At 73.0% G+C, this 17,360-nt stretch carries 13 protein-coding genes and 1 pseudogene; 4 read left to right on the forward strand and 10 right to left on the reverse strand.

The features are described 5' to 3' along the window. Positions 1 to 89: 89 nt before the first annotated feature. The 9 genes and pseudogenes from O7553_RS16230 to O7553_RS16270 form a co-directional block, all read right to left on the reverse strand. Positions 90 to 1,520 carry a putative peptidoglycan glycosyltransferase FtsW gene (locus tag O7553_RS16230; protein WP_281555628.1) on the reverse strand — a complete coding sequence of 477 codons (1,431 nt, stop codon included), beginning with the start codon at positions 1,518 to 1,520 and terminating at the stop codon, positions 90 to 92. A 241-nt stretch (positions 1,521 to 1,761) separates the two neighbouring features. Further along, a complete protein-coding gene (gene mraY, locus O7553_RS16235) occupies positions 1,762 to 2,886 on the reverse strand; it encodes a phospho-N-acetylmuramoyl-pentapeptide-transferase (protein ID WP_281550598.1) in 1,125 nt (374 codons plus the stop codon). Then, on the reverse strand, positions 2,883 to 4,328 hold the full coding sequence (gene murF, locus O7553_RS16240; protein WP_281550599.1) for a UDP-N-acetylmuramoyl-tripeptide--D-alanyl-D-alanine ligase: 1,446 nt from the start codon (positions 4,326 to 4,328) through the stop codon (positions 2,883 to 2,885). Before murF ends, mraY begins: the two co-directional genes overlap by 4 nt. After that, complete coding sequence (locus O7553_RS16245) at positions 4,325 to 5,914, reverse strand: UDP-N-acetylmuramoyl-L-alanyl-D-glutamate--2,6-diaminopimelate ligase (protein WP_281550600.1); 1,590 nt, start codon at positions 5,912 to 5,914, stop codon at positions 4,325 to 4,327. The genes murF and O7553_RS16245 overlap by 4 nt, the downstream gene beginning before the upstream one ends. Positions 5,915 to 5,969: 55 nt before the next feature. Further along, complete coding sequence (locus tag O7553_RS16250) at positions 5,970 to 8,273, reverse strand: penicillin-binding transpeptidase domain-containing protein (protein WP_281550601.1); 2,304 nt, start codon at positions 8,271 to 8,273, stop codon at positions 5,970 to 5,972. 5 nt (positions 8,274 to 8,278) lie between these two features. After that, positions 8,279 to 8,857: a hypothetical protein gene (locus O7553_RS16255; RefSeq protein WP_281550602.1), complete on the reverse strand. Its 579-nt coding sequence runs from the start codon at positions 8,855 to 8,857 to the stop codon at positions 8,279 to 8,281. Between the two features lie 197 nt (positions 8,858 to 9,054). Next, positions 9,055 to 10,023: pseudogene (gene rsmH / locus O7553_RS16260) on the reverse strand (16S rRNA (cytosine(1402)-N(4))-methyltransferase RsmH); the annotation flags it as partial. Positions 10,024 to 10,288: 265 nt separating this feature from the next. Then, complete coding sequence (gene mraZ / locus O7553_RS16265) at positions 10,289 to 10,720, reverse strand: division/cell wall cluster transcriptional repressor MraZ (RefSeq protein WP_123602607.1); 432 nt, start codon at positions 10,718 to 10,720, stop codon at positions 10,289 to 10,291. A gap of 349 nt (positions 10,721 to 11,069) precedes the next feature. Next, positions 11,070 to 13,226, reverse strand: a complete 2,157-nt coding sequence (locus O7553_RS16270; protein ID WP_281550603.1) for a DEAD/DEAH box helicase — start codon at positions 13,224 to 13,226, stop codon at positions 11,070 to 11,072. A gap of 13 nt (positions 13,227 to 13,239) precedes the next feature. On the opposite strand from O7553_RS16270, the gene O7553_RS16275 reads away from it, so the two are divergent. The 4 genes from O7553_RS16275 (at position 13,240) to O7553_RS16290 (ending at position 16,497) form a co-directional block, all read left to right on the forward strand. Beyond that, positions 13,240 to 13,650: a hypothetical protein gene (locus tag O7553_RS16275; protein WP_281550604.1), complete on the forward strand. Its 411-nt coding sequence runs from the start codon at positions 13,240 to 13,242 to the stop codon at positions 13,648 to 13,650. Between the two features lie 93 nt (positions 13,651 to 13,743). Next, a complete protein-coding gene (locus O7553_RS16280; protein WP_281555629.1) occupies positions 13,744 to 14,964 on the forward strand; it encodes a MurT ligase domain-containing protein in 1,221 nt (406 codons plus the stop codon). Between the two features lie 25 nt (positions 14,965 to 14,989). Further along, positions 14,990 to 15,703: a DJ-1/PfpI family protein gene (locus O7553_RS16285; protein WP_281555630.1), complete on the forward strand. Its 714-nt coding sequence runs from the start codon at positions 14,990 to 14,992 to the stop codon at positions 15,701 to 15,703. Continuing rightward, positions 15,700 to 16,497 (forward strand): VTT domain-containing protein, encoded by a 798-nt coding sequence (locus O7553_RS16290; protein WP_281550605.1) that lies wholly within the window; start codon positions 15,700 to 15,702, stop codon positions 16,495 to 16,497. The genes O7553_RS16285 and O7553_RS16290 overlap by 4 nt, the downstream gene beginning before the upstream one ends. On the opposite strand, the gene O7553_RS16295 is transcribed toward O7553_RS16290, so the two are convergent. Continuing rightward, entirely contained in the window at positions 16,481 to 17,308 is an 828-nt protein-coding gene (locus O7553_RS16295) for a hypothetical protein (RefSeq protein ID WP_281550606.1), read from the reverse strand. The two genes, O7553_RS16290 and O7553_RS16295, sit on opposite strands and share 17 nt — an antisense overlap. Between the last annotated feature and the right edge of the window lie 52 nt (positions 17,309 to 17,360).

Genomic DNA, 17,360 nt, shown 5'->3' on the forward strand with positions numbered 1-17,360 from the left:
GGCCCGGCGGACCGCCGACGGCGTACGCGGCACGCCGGGCGGTTGCGTACGGGGCCCGTCGGCCCGGATGCGCGCTTCGCGGGGGTACGTTAACGCCCGTCCCGTCGCCTCGGTACACGGGGCGGCGTTGACCCGCCCTGGCCGCCTGACCCCGACCCCGACGCACCGCGACCGCCCGGCTGCCCGGAGCCGGCCGGTTTCGGTCCGACGCCGGTCATCCGCGGCTTGGCCGGGTGGCGCGGGCGGGGCATCGGCGGCAGCGGGGCCCAGACCAGTCGCACCCAGCGGGCCGGCGGACGGGCGTTGAGCGCCCGGGCGGCGTCGGGCTCGGCCCGGGCGAACGACGCCAGCATGCCGATCGCGGCGAGCGTCACCACCAGCGCACTGCCACCGGCGGAGATGAACGGCAGCGGAATACCGGTGATCGGCAGCAGCCCGATCACCCCGGAAATGTTGATCACCGCCTGGCTGATCAGCCAGCTGGCCGCCGCTGCGGCGGCGAGTCGCCGGAACGGGTCGGCCACCCGACGGGCGATCCGCAACGCGGTGTACGCGAGGACCGCGAACAGGGCCAGCACCACGACGCAGCCGACCACCCCGAGTTCCTCGGCGACGATGGCGAAGATGAAGTCGTCCTCGGCCTGCGGCAGGTAGCCCCACTTCAACCGGCTGGAGCCGAGCCCTTCACCGAACCATCCCCCGTTGGCGATCGCGTACCTCGCCTGCAACGCCTGGTAACAGTCGTCGACGCACTGGTCCGGAGGGGTGAAGAACGACGTCAGCCGGGCCAACCGGTAGTTGTCCGCGTCCTGGGCGCCGGAACCGGCGCCCTGCCAGGCGGCGGCGATCAGCAGGCCGATGCCGACCAGACCGACCGCGCCCAACGTGGCGAAGATCCGCAGCGGTACGCCGGCTGCCCAGAGCAGCCCGACGACCAGGGCCAGGATGCACAGCATGGTGCCCAGGTCGTTGTAGCCGACCAGGAGGAACAGCAGGCCGACGGCGGGGAACAGCGGAATTGCCAGCTCCCGCCAGTGGCCCAGCTCGGCACCTTTGCGGGCGATGACGTCGGCGCCCCACAGCACCAGGCCGAGCTTGGCCAGCTCGGAGGGTTGCAGCTGAAAGGAACCGAAGTAGAGCCAGAGCAGCTCCGCCTCGACCGGACCGACCCGGGCGGCCTGCCAGCCCGCCAGCGTGGACACCAGCAGCAGCCCGTTGAGCAGCAACAGCAGGGCGACCGCCACGCCGAGCACCACGATGCCCAGGGCACGGAACGTCGCCGCCGGCAGCCGCTGACAGATCCAGAACGCGACCAGGCCGATCACCGCGAAGGTCGCCTGTCGGCTCAGCACGCTGAACGCGCTGCCGTCGTCGATGTACGCCTTGATGCTGGTCGCGGAGAAGACCATGGTCAGGCCGATCATCAGCAGCAGCCCGCTGCTGAAGATCAGCAGATAGTACGAGGCGAGCGGCCGGGCCAGCAGACCACGCAACGCGGCCAGTCCGCCGATCGGATCCAGCCGGGCGGTGGGGCCGTGCCGATCTGGGACAGGCTGCCCCGGAGCCGGGCGATCCGGGGCAGGCCGGTCTGCGGCAGTGACAGGCCGATCCGTGACGGGCCGGCCCGGGTCAGCGCCCATCCGGGCCGCCACCTGTCGTCGCCATCGGTCCATCATCAGCGCTGCCGCCCCCGGCGGCCGGGCATCGACACCACACCGGCGTGTCGGGCCGGTCGCCGCAGCGGGCGCGGGCTGGTCCGGGCTAGCCCATCACCGCGAGAAACTCGCTGTAGAACAGGCCGAGACCGATCGCCACGCCGATCCCGGCGATGATCCAGAAACGGACGACGATGTTGACCTCGCTCCACCCGGCCAGTTCGAAGTGGTGCTGCAGAGGCGACATCCGGAACACCCGTTTGCCGGTGGTGCGGAACGAGATGATCTGGATCACCACCGACATGGTGATGATGACGAAGAGCCCACCGATGATCAGCAGCAGCAGCATGGTCCGGGTGGCCATCGCCATCCCGGCGATCAGCCCGCCCAGCCCGAGCGCGCCGGTGTCGCCCATGAAGATCCGCGCCGGCGAGGTGTTCCACCAGAGGAAACCGACACATGCCCCGGCGGCCGCCCCAGCGATCAGCGCGATTTCCAACGGGTCGCGCACCTGGTAGCAGTACTCGGCCGTGTAGTTCGGGTCGGCGCACCAGTGCCGGTACTGCCAGAAGGCGATCAACGCGTAGGTGGCGAGCACCATCACCGACGCGCCGGTGGCCAGACCGTCCAGACCGTCGGTCAGGTTGACGCCGTTGGTCGTGGCCATCACCACCAGGATGAAGATGACCACCGACGCGGCCTTACCGACGTCGAGGGCGTCGATGTCGCGGATGAACGACAGCGTGGTGCTGCCGACCGTCTCGGTGTTGGTCGCGTCGCCGGTGGAGTCCACCATCGTGCTCGGGAAGTACAGCGCGATCACCCCGAACACCGCGCCGACCAGGATCTGACCGAGTAGCTTGCCCCGTTTGTTCAGCCCGGCGCTGTTGCGCTTGCGGACCTTGAGGAAGTCGTCGACGAAGCCGACCGCCCCGGAGAAGACCAGCAGGCCGAGCAGGACGAGCGCGGTGATGGTCGGTCCGACCTGGGCGATCTGCTGGGCCGGCAGGGTGGTCAGGGCGAGGTGACCGGCGACATACGCGATCACCGTCGCCACGATGAAGACCACGCCGCCCATCGTCGGCGTGCCCTTCTTGCCCTGGTGCATGACCGGGCCCTCGGCCCGGATCGGCTGGCCGGCCTTGAGCCGCGTGAAGACCTTGATCGCCACCGGGGTGCCGAACAGCGACACCAGGAAGGCCACGGCCGCCGCGACGATGACCGCTCTCACGCCGTCGCCTCCCCTGCCCCGGTGACCGGCGTACCCTCGGCGGCCGATCCGTCGCGCAGCGCGTCGGCGACCTCCCAGGTGCGGTACCGCGAGCCCTTCACCAGCACCACGTCCCCGTCGGTGAGCTCCCGCCGGAGCAGGTCGATCGCCGCCTGTTGATCGGTGACCAGCACCGACTCCCCTTCCCACGTCGCAACCGCCGCCGCCGCCTGCCGGATCGGCGCGGCCTGTTCACCCACCACCAGCACCCGGTGCACGCCGAGCTCGGCGGCCAACCTGCCGACCTCGGCGTGCCCCTGCTCCTCGTACTCGCCGAGCTCGGCCATGTAACCAAGCACCGCGAAGGTCCGTCGCCCCGAGCCGAGATCGACCAACGCCCGCAACGCCGCCGCTGCGGAGGCGGGGTTGGCGTTGTAGGAATCGTCGATCACGGTGATCCCGTCCGTCCGGTCGATCACGTCCATCCGACGGGTCGAGACCAGCCGGAGCCGGCCTAGCCCGGCCGCCAGCTCCGCCGGGTCGGTCAGCCCCAGCTCGATCGCCACGGCCGCGGCGAGCAGGCTGTTACCGACCTGATGCCGGCCGCTGACCGCGAGCCGTACCGGCGCCGACCCGGCCGGGGTGACCAGCTGGTACGCGGCACGTCCCCGGGCGTCCACTGCGACCTTCTCGGCACGCACCGTCGCCGCGGGATCCTCCCCGGCCAGCACCACCCGCCCAGCGGTGCGGTCAGCCATCCGCCGCACCCGGGGGTCGTCGGCGTTGAGCACCGCGACGCCGTCGGCCGGCAACGCCTCGACCAGTTCGCCCTTGGCGGTGGCGATGGCGTCGACCGAACCGAACTCCCCGATGTGCGCGACCCCGACATTGATCACCACACCGATCCGGGGCGGCGCGATCTCGCACAGATGCCGAATGTGGCCGATTCCCCGGGCACCCATCTCCAGCACCAGAAACCGGGTCTCGACGTCGGCCTGCAGCACGGTGTACGGCTGACCGAGCTCGTTGTTGAACGAGCCGGCCGGCGCCACCGTCGGGCCGAGCCCGGCGGCAAGCTGCGCGATCAGGTCCTTGGTCGTGGTTTTACCGGACGATCCGGTCAGGCCGATCACGGTCAGCTGGGGCAGCCGGTCCAGGACCGTCCGGGCCAACCGGGCCATCGCGTCGAGCGGGTCGTCGACGAGCACCATCGGCACCGGGGCGGCACCGCCGGCGGTGGCGACCGGGCGGGTGCCGAGCACCGCGACGGCTCCGGCGGCGAGCGCCGCGCCGGCGAAGTCGTGCCCGTCGACCCGCTCGCCGGCGAAGGCGACGAACAACCCGCCGGGCCCGATCTTGCGGGAGTCGAACTCCACCCCGCCGGTGACCCGGCTGGCCGGGTCGGCGTCCCGCAGCCGCCCACCGACCGCCTCGGCCACCTCGGCCAGCGTCATCGTGATCATGCCTGCCTCACCAGTGCCGGGAACCGGGCGGTCAGCGACGCCGCGAGCTCCACCCGGTCGTCGAACGGCTGCACGTCGCCGTCGATCTCCTGTCCCTGCTCGTGGCCCTTGCCGAGCAGCGCGACCACGTCGGTGGGCCCGGCCAGCCGGACCGCCTCGTCGATCGCCGCCCGCCGGCCGGCGACCTCCACCACCTCGGCACCGGCGACGCCGTCGGCCCCGTGGCGTACCTCGGCCCGGATCGCCGCCGGATCCTCGGTCCGCGGGTTGTCGTCGGTGACGATCACCAGATCGGCACCGCGGGCGGCGGCGGCGCCCATCGTCGGACGTTTGCCCCGGTCCCGGTCGCCACCGGCCCCGATCACGCAGATCAGCCGGCCCCGCCGCGAGTCGGCCAGGCCGCGCAGCGCGGTCAGCACGGCGACGATAGCGTCCGGTTTGTGCGCGTAGTCCACCACGCCGAGCACCGGCCCAGGAGCGGCGACCTGTTCCAGCCGGCCCGGTACGCCGGGACAGTCGGCCACTGCAGCGACGGCCGTTGCCGGGTCGACGCCGAGCGCGACCAGGGTCGCGATGGCCAGCAGCGCGTTCGCCACGTTGTGCCGCCCCGGCAGTCCGACGGCGGCCTCGAGGCAGATCCCGTCCGGGCCCAGGGCGATGAAGTGTTGCCGGTAGCCGTCGTCGCTGACCGCCGCGGCCCGCCAGGTGGCGGCGGCGTCCCCGGCGGCCGAATAGGTGACCGTGTGCGGACGACGCAGCGGCTCCAGGGCCGGGTCGTCGTGGTTGAGCACCTCGACCGCGCAGCGGCCGTCGAAGAGCCGGGCCTTGGCGGCGAAGTAGTCGGCGGCGTCGGCGTGGAAGTCGAGGTGGTCCGACCCGAAGTTGGTGTAACCGCCGACCGCGAACCGCACGCCACCGACCCGGTCCAGCGCCAACGCGTGGCTCGACACCTCCATGACCACGCTGGCTACGCCATGCTCACGGGCCACGGCCAGCATCGCGTGCAGGTCGGTCGCCTCGGGCGTGGTCCGTACGCTGGGCACGATCAGGTCGCCGAGGCGGGTCTCGACCGTGCCGATCAGCCCGGTCGACTGGCCGGCGGCCCGCAGCCCCGACTCGACCAGGTACGCGGTGGAGGTCTTGCCGGCGGTACCGGTCAACCCGACCATGGCCAGGTCCCGAGTCGGCTCGCCGTAGACCACTGCTGCAACCCGGCCCAGCACGGCCCTCGGCTCGGGAACCACCAGGGCGGGTAGCCCGGCTTCGGCAGCCGCCGGGGCGCCGGCCGGATCGGTGAGCACGGCCACCGCGCCGCGGGCACCGGCGTCGGCGACGAACTCGGCGCCGTGCCGGCGGGCTCCGGGCAGCGCGGCGTACAGGTCACCGGGCCGGACATCGCCGCTGGCGTGGGTGATTCCGCTGATCAGCGGGGCTGCGGCGGTCGGTGGCGGCACCGCCAGCGACGCGGCGAGCTCCGCGAACGGAATCGGACGATTGGTGCGGGGTCGTGGATTGCCGGGCACGGCGCTAGACCCTACCCGGTCCGCGGTCCGGGGCCGCGCAGCGGCGTACCGGTCGCTCCGCATCGCGCAGCGTTTCGTCCGTACGGGTGAGTCCCGCACGTCGCCGGGGCACGGACAGTCACGGGTGCACCACGAACTCGGGTGGCTCGGTGCCGCTCGGCGGGACCCGGTAGTGCAGCAGAGTGAAGCGCATCATGTCGCGAAACGCCGGGGCGGCGACGTCCCCGCAGCCACCACCGGGGGTGTGCGACACCACGGCGATCACGTAGCGCGGGTCGTCGGCCGGCGCCATGCCGATGAACGACGTCACCTCGCCGGGCGCGACGGAGCCGTTGACGATCCGCCGACCGGTGCCGGTCTTGCCGGCCACCCGGTAGCCGGGGACCGCCGCCGCGGTGCCGGTGGCACCGGGGATTGTGGTGACACCTTCCATGATCGCTCGCAGCGCGGCGGCGTTGTCGGCGCCGAGCACCCGGCGGGCGGTCGGCGCCTCGGTCGGGGTGCGCTGTCCGTGCTCGTCGACGATCTCCCGGACCAGTCGGGGCGGTACGTAGACGCCGTCGTTGGCGATCGCCGCGTACGCGGCGGCCATCTGCAGCGGGGTGGCGTCGACGCTGTGTCCGAGCGGCACCGACCCGTACGACGAGGCGCTCCACTCGTCCAGCGGCAGCACCCGGCCGCTGGCCTCGCCGGGCAGTCCGACCCCGGTCGGGCTACCCAGACCGAACGCCTGCTGGTACGCGTGCAGCCGCTCCGGCCCGAGCTGGTCGGCGATCTTGATCGTGCCGACGTTCGACGAGTAGGCCAGCATGCCGGCCAGGCTGGTCGCGACACCCGCCTCGATCGGGCGAGTGTCCCGGAAGGTGGTGTCGCCCTTGCGGATCGTCGGCCCGAGGTCGAGTGTGGTGTCGGGCCCGATCAGCCCTTCCTCCAGGGCAGCGGCGAGCACCAGCGGCTTGTGCACCGAGCCGGGTTCGGCGGTGAAGGTGGTGGCGATGTCCTGCCGGTCGGACGGGTCGCTGGACCACGCGTCGGCGGCGTTGTAGGTGGGCTCGCTGGCCTGGGCGAGCACCTCCCCGGTATGCGGGTCCAGTACCACCGCGGCGGCCACGCTGACGGTGCACTGCTCCAGCGTCGCGCTGAGGATGCGTTGCACCTCGTACTGCAGGTCCCGGTCGATGGTGAGCACCAGCGAACTGCCGGGCTGCGGCTCGGTCTCCTGCCGGTAGCCGCCGGGAATCTCGGCCAATCGCAGGTCACGGTTGCCCTGCTCGGCGATCCGCTGCCCGTTCACCCCGCGCAGCACCTCGTCGTAGCGCGCCTCGAGGCCTTCCAGCCCGTTCATGTCCAGGCCGACGAAGCCGAGCAGGTTCGCGGCCAGGTCGTTGCCGGGCACCTCGCGCCGTTCGTCGTAGTCCACCCCGATACCTGCCAGCTCAAGGTCCATCACCTGGTCGGCGAGTTCGACGTCCACCCCACGGGCCAGGAACTCGAACCGCGACTCCTGCCCGTCCTCGCGGGTCTGCGGCACCAGCCGGTCCAGCAGCGTGGAGCGGGGGATGCCGAGCAGCGGTGACAGCGCCTCCGCCGTCGCCTGCGGATCCTCGACCAGACCCGGGTCGGAGTAGACGAACCGGGCGGCGACGCTGTGCGCCAGCACCGCGCCGGTGCGGTCGTAGATGCTGCCCCGGGGGGCGGGCACGACGACCGGCGAGCCGACCCGGTCCCAGACGCCGCCGTCGGCGTACGCCGGGGCGTCGACGACCTGCAGCACGATCAGCCGGATCCCGATCACCACGAACATGGTCAGGGTGAGAAAGGTGCCCAGCCGCAGCCGGCGCCGGGGATCGGCCAGCCGGGGCAGGGTGGCGGGCCGCCGTGGGCGGCCCCGGGTGCCCTGTCGGGCCGGGCCCGGGGCACGCCGGGCGGAGCCGGACGACGCCTGCCGGGACTTGCCGGCCGACCCGGCACGGCCGGTGGTTGACCGGCGGCGGTCGGAGTCGGCTCCGCGCCGCGCTGCCCGGTCCGGGTCGGCTCCGCGCCGCGCTGCCCGGTCCGGGTCGACGTCGCGGCGCGGCGTGGTCCGGCGGTCAGGGTCGCGACGTGGTCCGGTACCCGGTCCGGTACCCGGTCCGGTACCCGGTCCGGTGCCCGGGTCGCCGGGGTCCGCCGGGCCGGTCCGGTCCGGCGGCCGACCGCTGGTGGCCCGACCCCCGTCGAGCACCTGCAGCGCGGGCCGGAACGGATCCCGGCTGCGTTCGGCGCGGCCGGTACGGCGTTGCTCGGCTGTCTCGCGCACCGTCCGACCCCGGGGGGTGTAGGCACGGGCGTCGGCGATCCCGCCGATCGGGCCGGGTTCACCGACGCCGCCGCGCCGGGATCCACGTGGATCCCGGCGCGGCGGATCGGAACGGTCAGCCACCCGGCCTACTCCCCTGCCCCCTGCTGCGAGCTGGTGATGGCCGGCTCACCGGTGGCCGGCTGCGGTACGCCGATGATCCGTCCGTCCGGCAGCCGGATGAACGCCGGCGGACCGGACTCGACCAGGCCGAGCTTGCGGGCCTGGGCGGCCAGGTTGTTCGGCGCCTCGTACTGCGCGATCTCCTTCTCCAGCTGCTGCTCCTGCAGATCCAGGTTCGACTGCTGCTGCTGCAGGGTGCCGATCCGCACCGCGTTCTCGTTGATCTTGGTGTTGACCAGCAGCACACCGAGCACCCCACCGACGACGACCACCAGGATCATCGCGATGAACGGTGCCCGGGGCACCGACACCGGTGCCGGCGGTGCGACCCGCAGTCGCGGCGGCGCCGGCTCCGCCGAGCTGTCCCAGACCCGGACCGAGTCCTGAGTCGTGGGCTGCTCCTGCAGCGCCGCGCTGCCCTGGGTCGCGTAGCCCCCTGACGGGTTGCTGCGCCGCGCCGCGGTCCGGCCCCCCGACCGCAGTGCGCCCACCCGGGCGCCGCGCTGACCGACCTGCCCCGAGCGGTCGCGCTTCTCGACGTTCATCTCCCCTCCCCCTACTCTTTCTCGTCACGACCCCGATCGTGACGTCTCCGCCGGCCGGCTACCCCGTCCGGTGTGGATGGCCCGGACGCCGCCGCGCCGGGCCGATGTGGTGCTGTCCCCGGGTGGGGCCGTTCGCGGGCGGCCCCACCCTTTCCCCGCCCGGCGGTGCCGGCACTGCGCACCGCCGCCTGTCCGATCTGCTTCGCCACCGGTCCGATCTGCTCCGCCGCCCGCAGCCGCACCGACGCCGCCCGCGGGTTGGCCGCGATCTCCGCCTCGCTGGCCTGCTCGGCACCCCGGCCGAGCAGCCGCAGCGTCGGGCCGGTGCCCGGCAGTTCGACCGGTAGCTCCAGCGGCGCGGTGCTGCGCGCCCGGCCAGCCAACGTCTGCTTGGTGATCCGGTCCTCCAGCGAGTGGTAGGACAGCACCACCATGCGTCCGCCGACGTGCAATGCGTCCAGCGCGGCCGGCAGCGCCCGGCGCAGCACCGCCAGCTCCTCGTTTACCTCGATGCGTAACGCCTGAAACGTTCTTTTCGCGGGGTTTCCCCCAGTTCTTCGGGTAGCCGCCGGCACGGCCGACTCGACCAGCTCGGCCAATCGCGTCGACGAGGTGATCGGCTGCCGCTGCCGCTCCCGCACGATCGCCGAGACGATCCGGCTGGCGAACCGCTCCTCGCCGTACTCCCGCAGCACCCGGACCAGGTCCCCCGGGGGGTACCCGTTGACGATCTCCGCGGCCGTGGTCCCCCGACCCTGGTCCATCCGCATGTCCAGGGCGACGTCCCGGGAATAGGCGAACCCGCGGTCGGGCGCGTCGAGCTGCAGCGAGGACACCCCCAGATCGAACAACACGCTGTCCACCCCGGACAGCTCGAGCTGGGCGAGGACCTCGGGCAACTCGTCGTAGACCGCGTGGACCAGATGGACCCGGTCGGCGAACCCGGCCAACCTCGCCCGGGCATGGGCCAGCGCCTCCCGGTCACGGTCCAGCCCTACCAGGGTGACCAGTGGGAACGCCGCCAGCACCGCATGGGCGTGACCACCCAGGCCGAGGGTCGCGTCGACATGCACGGTCGGCCGGTCACCGCGGTCCAGCGCGGGGGCGAGCAGCTCGAGACACCGCTCGAGCAGCACCGGTACGTGCGTACCGCGAAGCTCCCCCATGTCGACCCCCAGTGACCTGCCTGCCGTGTCGTGCCCGGTTGCTGCGTTGCCGCTCGTCGTACCGCCAGATCCCCATCCGCTCTACTCCCGCCCACCGTCCGCGCCGGGCCGGTGCTCGAAACACGCGCCTGGCGCCGGGGAAGTGGCGCCAGGTGCGGGAGCGGCTGGAGATCTCGCAGTACGTCGGACGACCGGTGCCGACCGGCGGCTCTCGCGTCAGCCACCGACACCCGACGAGACGCCGGGCGGTCGACCATCCGTTGCCCTACAGTCCGCCGGGCAGCACCCCCTCTTCGATGTCCGCGAAGTCGTCCTCGCTATCGGAGAGGTATGTCTCCCATGCCTGCTTGTCCCAGATCTCCACCCGGCTGCTCGCCCCGATCACCACGAGGTCGCGGCCGAGCCCGGCGTACTCCCGCAGATGCGCCGGGATCGTCACCCGGCCCTGCTTGTCGGGCACCTCGTCATGGGCACTGGCGAAGAAGACCCGGCTGTAGGCCCGCGCCGCCTTGTGCGTCATCGGTTGCTCGCGCAACTGCTCGGCGATCCGCTGGAACTCCGGCGTCGGGAACACGTACAGACAGCGTTCCTGCCCCTTGGTAATCACGACACCTCCCGCCAGCTCGTCCCGAAACTTGGCTGGAAGGATCAACCGGCCCTTTTCGTCCAGGCGTGGAGTATGGGTGCCGAGAAACACGGCCCAACCCCCCTTGCCCTTGTACGGCATTCGCGGTGCCGCATCCCCCGGGGCCGGCGGGCCCTCCCGGCCCCGCCATCGCGCCCCACTCTACTCCACTTCCCTCCACCTGCAACCGGAATCGCGACCGAAACACGCCCGATTCACCGACAAAACCGCACGTCAGCGGGGGTGGTGCCGAGTGGAGGAGGCGAGGGCCCGCCCTAGGTCCACTTTCCGACAGGCACAACCGATCCCAGGCACACATCGGGTGAAACGGGCCCCATTACAGCGCTACAACGGCTGTCCGCTCTCGATCGCGGGCTCGCCAGCGGGCAGACGGTGGAGGGAAGTGGAGATCCTGCGCCGGCTACCGCGCGAGGATCTCCAGAGCGGCCCGTACCGGATCACCGTTCCAACGGGAGGCTAAGGCATCGACCAACGTCCAGCCGGCCCGACGCAGCGCCCGCTGCCGCGCCAGATGCGCCTGTGGACCGTCCGGATGGACCCCGCAGATGAGGCCCACGGCCTGCGCGCCGACACCGAGACAGATGTCCACCGTCCAACGCCCTACCGGATAGTCGAACCGCACCGGCCCGTCGAGATCGGCCAGCCGGGCACCGAGCTGCCCGACCCAACCGCTGACCCCGACCGTGGCCACCGCGCCCCCGGACGGCACCGCAGGCGGGGGCCGGCGCGCGTACTGCAGGAACTGCCCCACCAGGCCGTCGGGTGCCGTCAGCGAGGTCACCACCACCAATTGCCGCCGCGCCCGGGTGATCAGGACGTTGAACAGGTGCGGATCGGCGAGGAAACGCAGCCGGGCCGGTGGATCGGCGGCGGTCACCGCGAACGACGCCACCACCGTCTCGGCCTCGCCGCCCTGGATCGCGTGTACGGTGCCGACCCGCAGCCCCAGCTCTTCGATCCGCTCTACCGGGAACTCCTTGACCAGCGCCGCCTCCAGCGCGTCAGCCTGAGCGCGAAACGGGGTGACGACGCTGATCTGCGACCGGCCGGAATCGGCGAGCTCCCGCACCACATCGACGGTGGCGGTCACCTCTGCCTGGTTGACCCCGTCCACGGTGGCCGCCGACACCACCTGCCGCACCGCGATGACGTCGATCGACTCGTTCGCCGGGTGGCGGGTCGCGACCGCGAACCGGTCGGCGTAGAACCGCCGGGCCGAAAACTCGATCAGCTGCGGTACGCAGCGGAAGTGCTCGTCGAGCCAGGTGACCGCCGCGCTGGCGGCAGCGAGGTCGAAGGCGCTGACCCGACGGACGTCGAGCCGGTCGTCCAGACCGTGGCGGTCCAGTGTGTCGGCCACGTCCACGTCCGCGACGAAGGAGACGAACCGCAGCTGCCGCGGGTCGCCGACCACCAGCGCCCGACGGGCCCGGGCCAGTGCCGGCGCTGCCCGGATCTGGTCGCTGTGCGAGGCCTCATCGAGGATGACCAGGTCGAACAGACCGGGCACCGGCGGCAACAGTTCGGCCACGTCGGTCACCGTGCCGATCCACAACGGCAATGCCCGGACCAGCGCCGGACCGTCCAAGGCGCTCAGCAGCTCCCGGCGCCGGTTGCGCCCGGCCCGCAACGCGCTGGCCAGCGCCCCCGCGTTGCGCCGGGCCGCCAAATCCCACCGCCGTTCGCTACCGGCGCGGTGGCGCATCGCGGTCCCGACGTGTTCGGCGAGTTCCCGGTCGGCCTGGTCGAGTCGGTCCCAGTGCACCGTCAGATCAGTTCCGCCTGCCACGGCGAGCCGGGCCCGGGCCGCCACCGCCCGGGCCGCGTCCACCGCCGCGGCCACCTGGTCCAGAGCACCGTCGGTGCTCCCCGCGAGGTCGGCGGCGACGCCGAGCCGACGCCGCAGCCAGCGACGGGCGGCCCACCGCCGCCACCGCGCCCGCCAGCTCCGGCCCGCGCCGCGCGCCAGCCGGACCTTGCGCGCGGCACCGGCGAGGTCCGTCCCGGGTGCGAACGCACCCGGCGCGCTCAGTGTCAACGCACCGAGCAGAGGCTCCCACGAGGTAGCGGCGGCGGCCAACTGCTCGGTCTCCAGTGCGAGCCGGATCAGTCCGGTCTCCCGGTCGACCCGGTCACGGGCCACCGCCACCGCCTCCTCGGCGGCGTACACCCTCGCCGCCGGCACACCCGCACCGGCACCAGCGGCGAGAGTAGCGGCGACCTCCGCCCTTCGTTCGGCGTCGCCGAACAGCACCGGCGTCGGCCCCCGGTAACGGGCCAGCAGATCAACCAGTACGTCGGCGGCGTGCGGCGACTGCGTCACCACCAGGACACTGCCGCCCCGGTCGACCGTGTCCAGGGCGGCGGCCACCACCGCATGGCTCTTGCCGTTGCCTGGCGGACCCGAGACGACGGTGAGTCGTTCCCGCCGGACCCGACGGACCACGTCCGACTGGGCGGCGGTCAGCGGCAACGGCGACTCGACCGCGGCAGCGTCGGCCCCGGTATCCGGCAACCCGGCCGCCACCGCTGTGCCGCTGCCGGTCGGCTGGTACACCTCGGCCAGGGCGGTGCCCGTCAGGTCCCGGCCGGCCCAGGCCCGGCACCGATTCCAGGTTCGCCGCCACGGCGCGATCCGTGACCAGGGAGGTCAGCTCCAACTCACCGGCCGACACCACCCGGTAACCACGCAGCGCACGCTCCAACCGGACCGGTTCGGACAGCAACGGCAGCCGGACCCGGCGACGGACCCCGTCCCGTTCGACGGTGCCGACGACCAGACCCAGGCCGCGTCGCAGGATCCGCTCGTCGCGGTGCAACAGGTCGACCGCGGCCAACCGGTCGGTGGCGGCGTCGCGCCGGTGCCGGTCCGGATCGGCGAGCCAGAGCAGCGGCTGGCCACCGCGGGTCACGTCCAACGCCCGCTCTGGTGCGGCGGGTGCCAGCTCGGCCAACGCCCGCAGCGCGGTAGCGACCATTGAGCTGCTCATCGGTCGTCGACCGTACCAACGCGTCCGTGCGGCGATCCACGCCCACCACGGTCCGGTAACCTCGCTCGCGTGACGGACGCGAAGATGCCCTTGCGGGCGAAGGTGGCAAGCTCGGTGTCCCGCACCGCTGCGGCGCTGTCGCGGGCCGCTGGGCGAGGTGACGGGTCGGTGATCGGCGGTTGGATCGGCCTCAAGATCGATCCGGAGCTGCTGGCGCATCTCGCCGCCGGGCGGTCCGTCGCGCTGGTCTCCGGCACCAACGGCAAGACCACCACCACCCGGCTCGCCGCGGCGGCGGTCGGCGTACTCGGCCGGGTCGCGACGAACTCGTACGGCGCGAACATGCCGACCGGGCACACCTCCGCGCTGGCCAAGGCGGGCACCACGCCGTACGCGGTGCTCGAAGTGGACGAGCACTACCTGGCTCAGGTGCTCGAGGCCACCAGTCCCCGGGTGGTCGCCCTGCTGAACCTCTCCCGCGACCAGCTGGACCGGGCCAAGGAGGTGGCCATGATGGCCCAGCTGTGGCAGGTGGCGCTGGCCGAGCATCCCGAGGTCAAGGTGGTGGCCAACGCCGACGACCCGATGGTGGTGTGGGCGGCCGCTACCGCCGGCTCGGTCTCCTGGTTCAGTGCCGGGCAGCGCTGGCACGACGACTCGTGGGTCTGCCCCGAGTGCGGTTCGGCGATCGAACGCTCCGACAACCAGTGGTGGTGTGCCGGCTGCCCGCTGCGCCGGCCCGAACCGGAGTGGGTGGTCGACGAGGACGGCGTCATCGACCCGACCGGCGCCTGGCACAAGGTGACGCTGCAACTGCCCGGCCAGGTCAACATCGGCAACGCGGCCACCGCGCTGGCGGTGGCCGCCGAGTTCGGCGTACGCCCGGTGGCCGCGGTGTCCCGGTTGGCGGTGGTCACCTCGGTGGCCGGCCGGTACGCGCAGGTGGTCCGCAACGGGCGGACCATCCGGCTGCTGCTGGCCAAGAACCCGGCCAGTTGGCTGGAAGCGTTCGACATGGCCGAACAGGCGCCGACGCTGCTGTCGATCAACGCCCGCGACCCCGACGGGTTGGACACCTCCTGGCTGTTCGACGTCGACTTCTCGCCGTTGCGCGGTCGCCAGGTGCTGATCACCGGGGACCGCGCCTTCGACCTCGCCGTCCGGCTGGAGGTCAACGACGTGCCGTTCCTGCACGTCCCGTCGCTCAACGCGGCGATCTCCTCGGTGCCGCCCGGCCGGCTGGAGGTCATCGCGAACTACACCGCATTCCAGGACATCCGAGCGGAGCTGGACCGTGTCAACTGAGTCGTTCCCGGCCATCGGCCCGTCGATCGGCGGGCCCAGCGTGCTCCGCCTGGTCTGGATCTACCCTGACCTGCTGTCCACCTACGGCGACCGGGGCAACCTGCTGATCCTGGCCCGCCGGGCCCAGCAGCGCGGCATCCCGGTGGAGCTCACCGAAATCCGCTCCGACCAGCCGGTGCCGCAGTCGGCGGATATCTACCTGATCGGCGGCGGCGAGGACGGCCCGCAGGCGCTGGCCGCCCAGCGGCTCCGGGCCGACACCGGGCTGCACCGCGCCGTCGACCAGGGTTCGGTGATCTTCGCGGTCTGCGCCGGCTACCAGCTGCTAGGCACCTCGTTCTTCGCCAAGGGCACCCAGTGCACCGGCCTGGAACTACTGGACCTGCAGTCCGACCGGGGACCGAGCCGGGCGGTCGGCGAATTGGCCGGCGACATCGACCCGCGGCTCGGCGTACCGCCGCTGAGCGGTTTCGAGAACCACGGCGGGCGCACCCATCTCGGCAACGGCGTCTCGCCGCTGGCCCGGGTCACCGCCGGGGTCGGCAACGACGGGACCAGCGAGGGCGCCTGGCGGGGCAACATCCTCGGCACCTACGCGCACGGCCCGGCGCTGGCCCGCAACCCGGCGCTGGCGGACCTGCTGCTGCGCTGGGCGATCGGTGCCGCCAGTCTGCCGCCGCTCAACGACATGTGGGCCGACCGGCTGCGGGCCGAACGGATGGCCGCGATCCGCGCATGAGGCGGCTGTGGCAGGCGCTGCGCGAACCGGCGGTGGCCCGGTTCGCGGCCCTGCTCGCGCTGATCGCCGGCTGCGGACTGCTGGTGCTGCTGATCCCCCGGCCCGACCTGGCGGCCCTGTCCGGCCTGCCGGACCGGCTCGGCCTGGCCGCACCGGTGCTGGCCGTGGTGGGCGGCGCGCTGCTGCTGACCGTCCTGGTGCCCCGGACCTTCATCACGCTGACCTGGGGTGCGCTGTTCGGCCCGGTGGCCGGGGCCGGCTACAGCCTGGCAGCGGCGACGCTGGCGGCGCTGATCGGCTTCGGTGTCGGCCGCTGGCTCGGCCGCGAGTACGTCGCCAGCCGCACCTCGGCGGCGCCGGCGGGCGGCCTGGCCGGCCGGACCGGTCGGGTCCGGCTGCGGCTGGCCCAGCTGGACCGGTGGTTCACCACTCAGAGCGTGCTGGGCGTGGTGACGGTCCGGCTGTTGCCGGTCAGCGGCTTCGGGATGGTCAGCCTCGGCTACGGCACCACCGGGGTCCGGCTGACCCCGTTCCTGATCGGCAGCGTACTGGCGTCGGCGCCGACCGCAGTCGGCTACGCGGTGATCGGCGCGGCCGTGGTCGCCCCCGGTGAGGTCAACTGGCTGGCCGCCGCGCCCGCCGGACTGGGCGCGGCGGCCACCGTCGTCCTGCTGCTGCGCTGGCGCCGCGCGGTCCGCGCCAGTGCCGCCGCCGCCCGCGTCCCAGACCACGATGTCACCGCGCCGGCGCGGGACCGGGCCGGGTCCGACGGCGACGTCACCGCCTCGGCGTAGCCGGACCGGGCCGGGACGACGCCGCCACGGCCGCCGCGACCTCGAGTGGATCGGCCGGGTCGCGACCGAGCAGCCGGACGAGATCGTCGCCGCCGGCACCGAGCAGCCCGTGTCGCACCGCGCTCGCGGTCGACACCAGCATCGGCGGTTGGAACGGCAGCAGACCCGCTGTGTCCGCCAGCCGGGCGCGGTACTCCCCCAGGCCGATGGTGCGGTGTCCGACGCCGAGCCGGGCCGCGACCTCATCGGCGGTCACTGGCCGGCCGACCAGGTCGTAGCGGCGGCCGGCATGCTCCGACGCGGCGGCGGCGACCAGCGCGGCGGCCTCGGCCAGGTCGGCCCGGGCGACCGCGGCCAGGGCCCCGGTGCCGAAGGCGGACTCCAGCCCCTGCGGGCCCCAGGTGAGCAGCGCCCCGAACAGTTCGGCGTACAGCCCGTTGCGCAGTACCGTCCAGCCCAGGCCGCTGGCGGCCAGCAGCTGTTCGGTGACCCGGTGTGCCAGCGCGAAGCCGAGATGGTCGCCCGCCGTGGTCAGGCTCGTGTACACCACCTGGTCGACCCCGTCGCGGACGGCGGCGTCGACGACCGCCCGGTGGCGGGCGACGACCTGGTCGTCCTCGGCGTAGCCGGCGGAGACCAGCACCAGCGTCCGGACGCCGCGCAGATCGAGGTCGGCCGGCCGGTCGAAGTCCAGGTGCCGCAGACCCGGGCGCGGTGACCGGCTGGCACCGGTGACCGGTGCCCCGGTGCGGCCCAGCCGGTCGACGATGGCCGCGCCGAGGTGTCCGGTGGCACCCGTGACAAGGATCATTGAGGACGTCCTCCTGCTCGCCGTAGCTTCCTGCGGCGATCGTCCCGTCCCC

It is taken from the genome of Solwaraspora sp. WMMA2059 (assembly GCF_027497315.1).
Taxonomy (GTDB): domain Bacteria; phylum Actinomycetota; class Actinomycetes; order Mycobacteriales; family Micromonosporaceae; genus Micromonospora_E.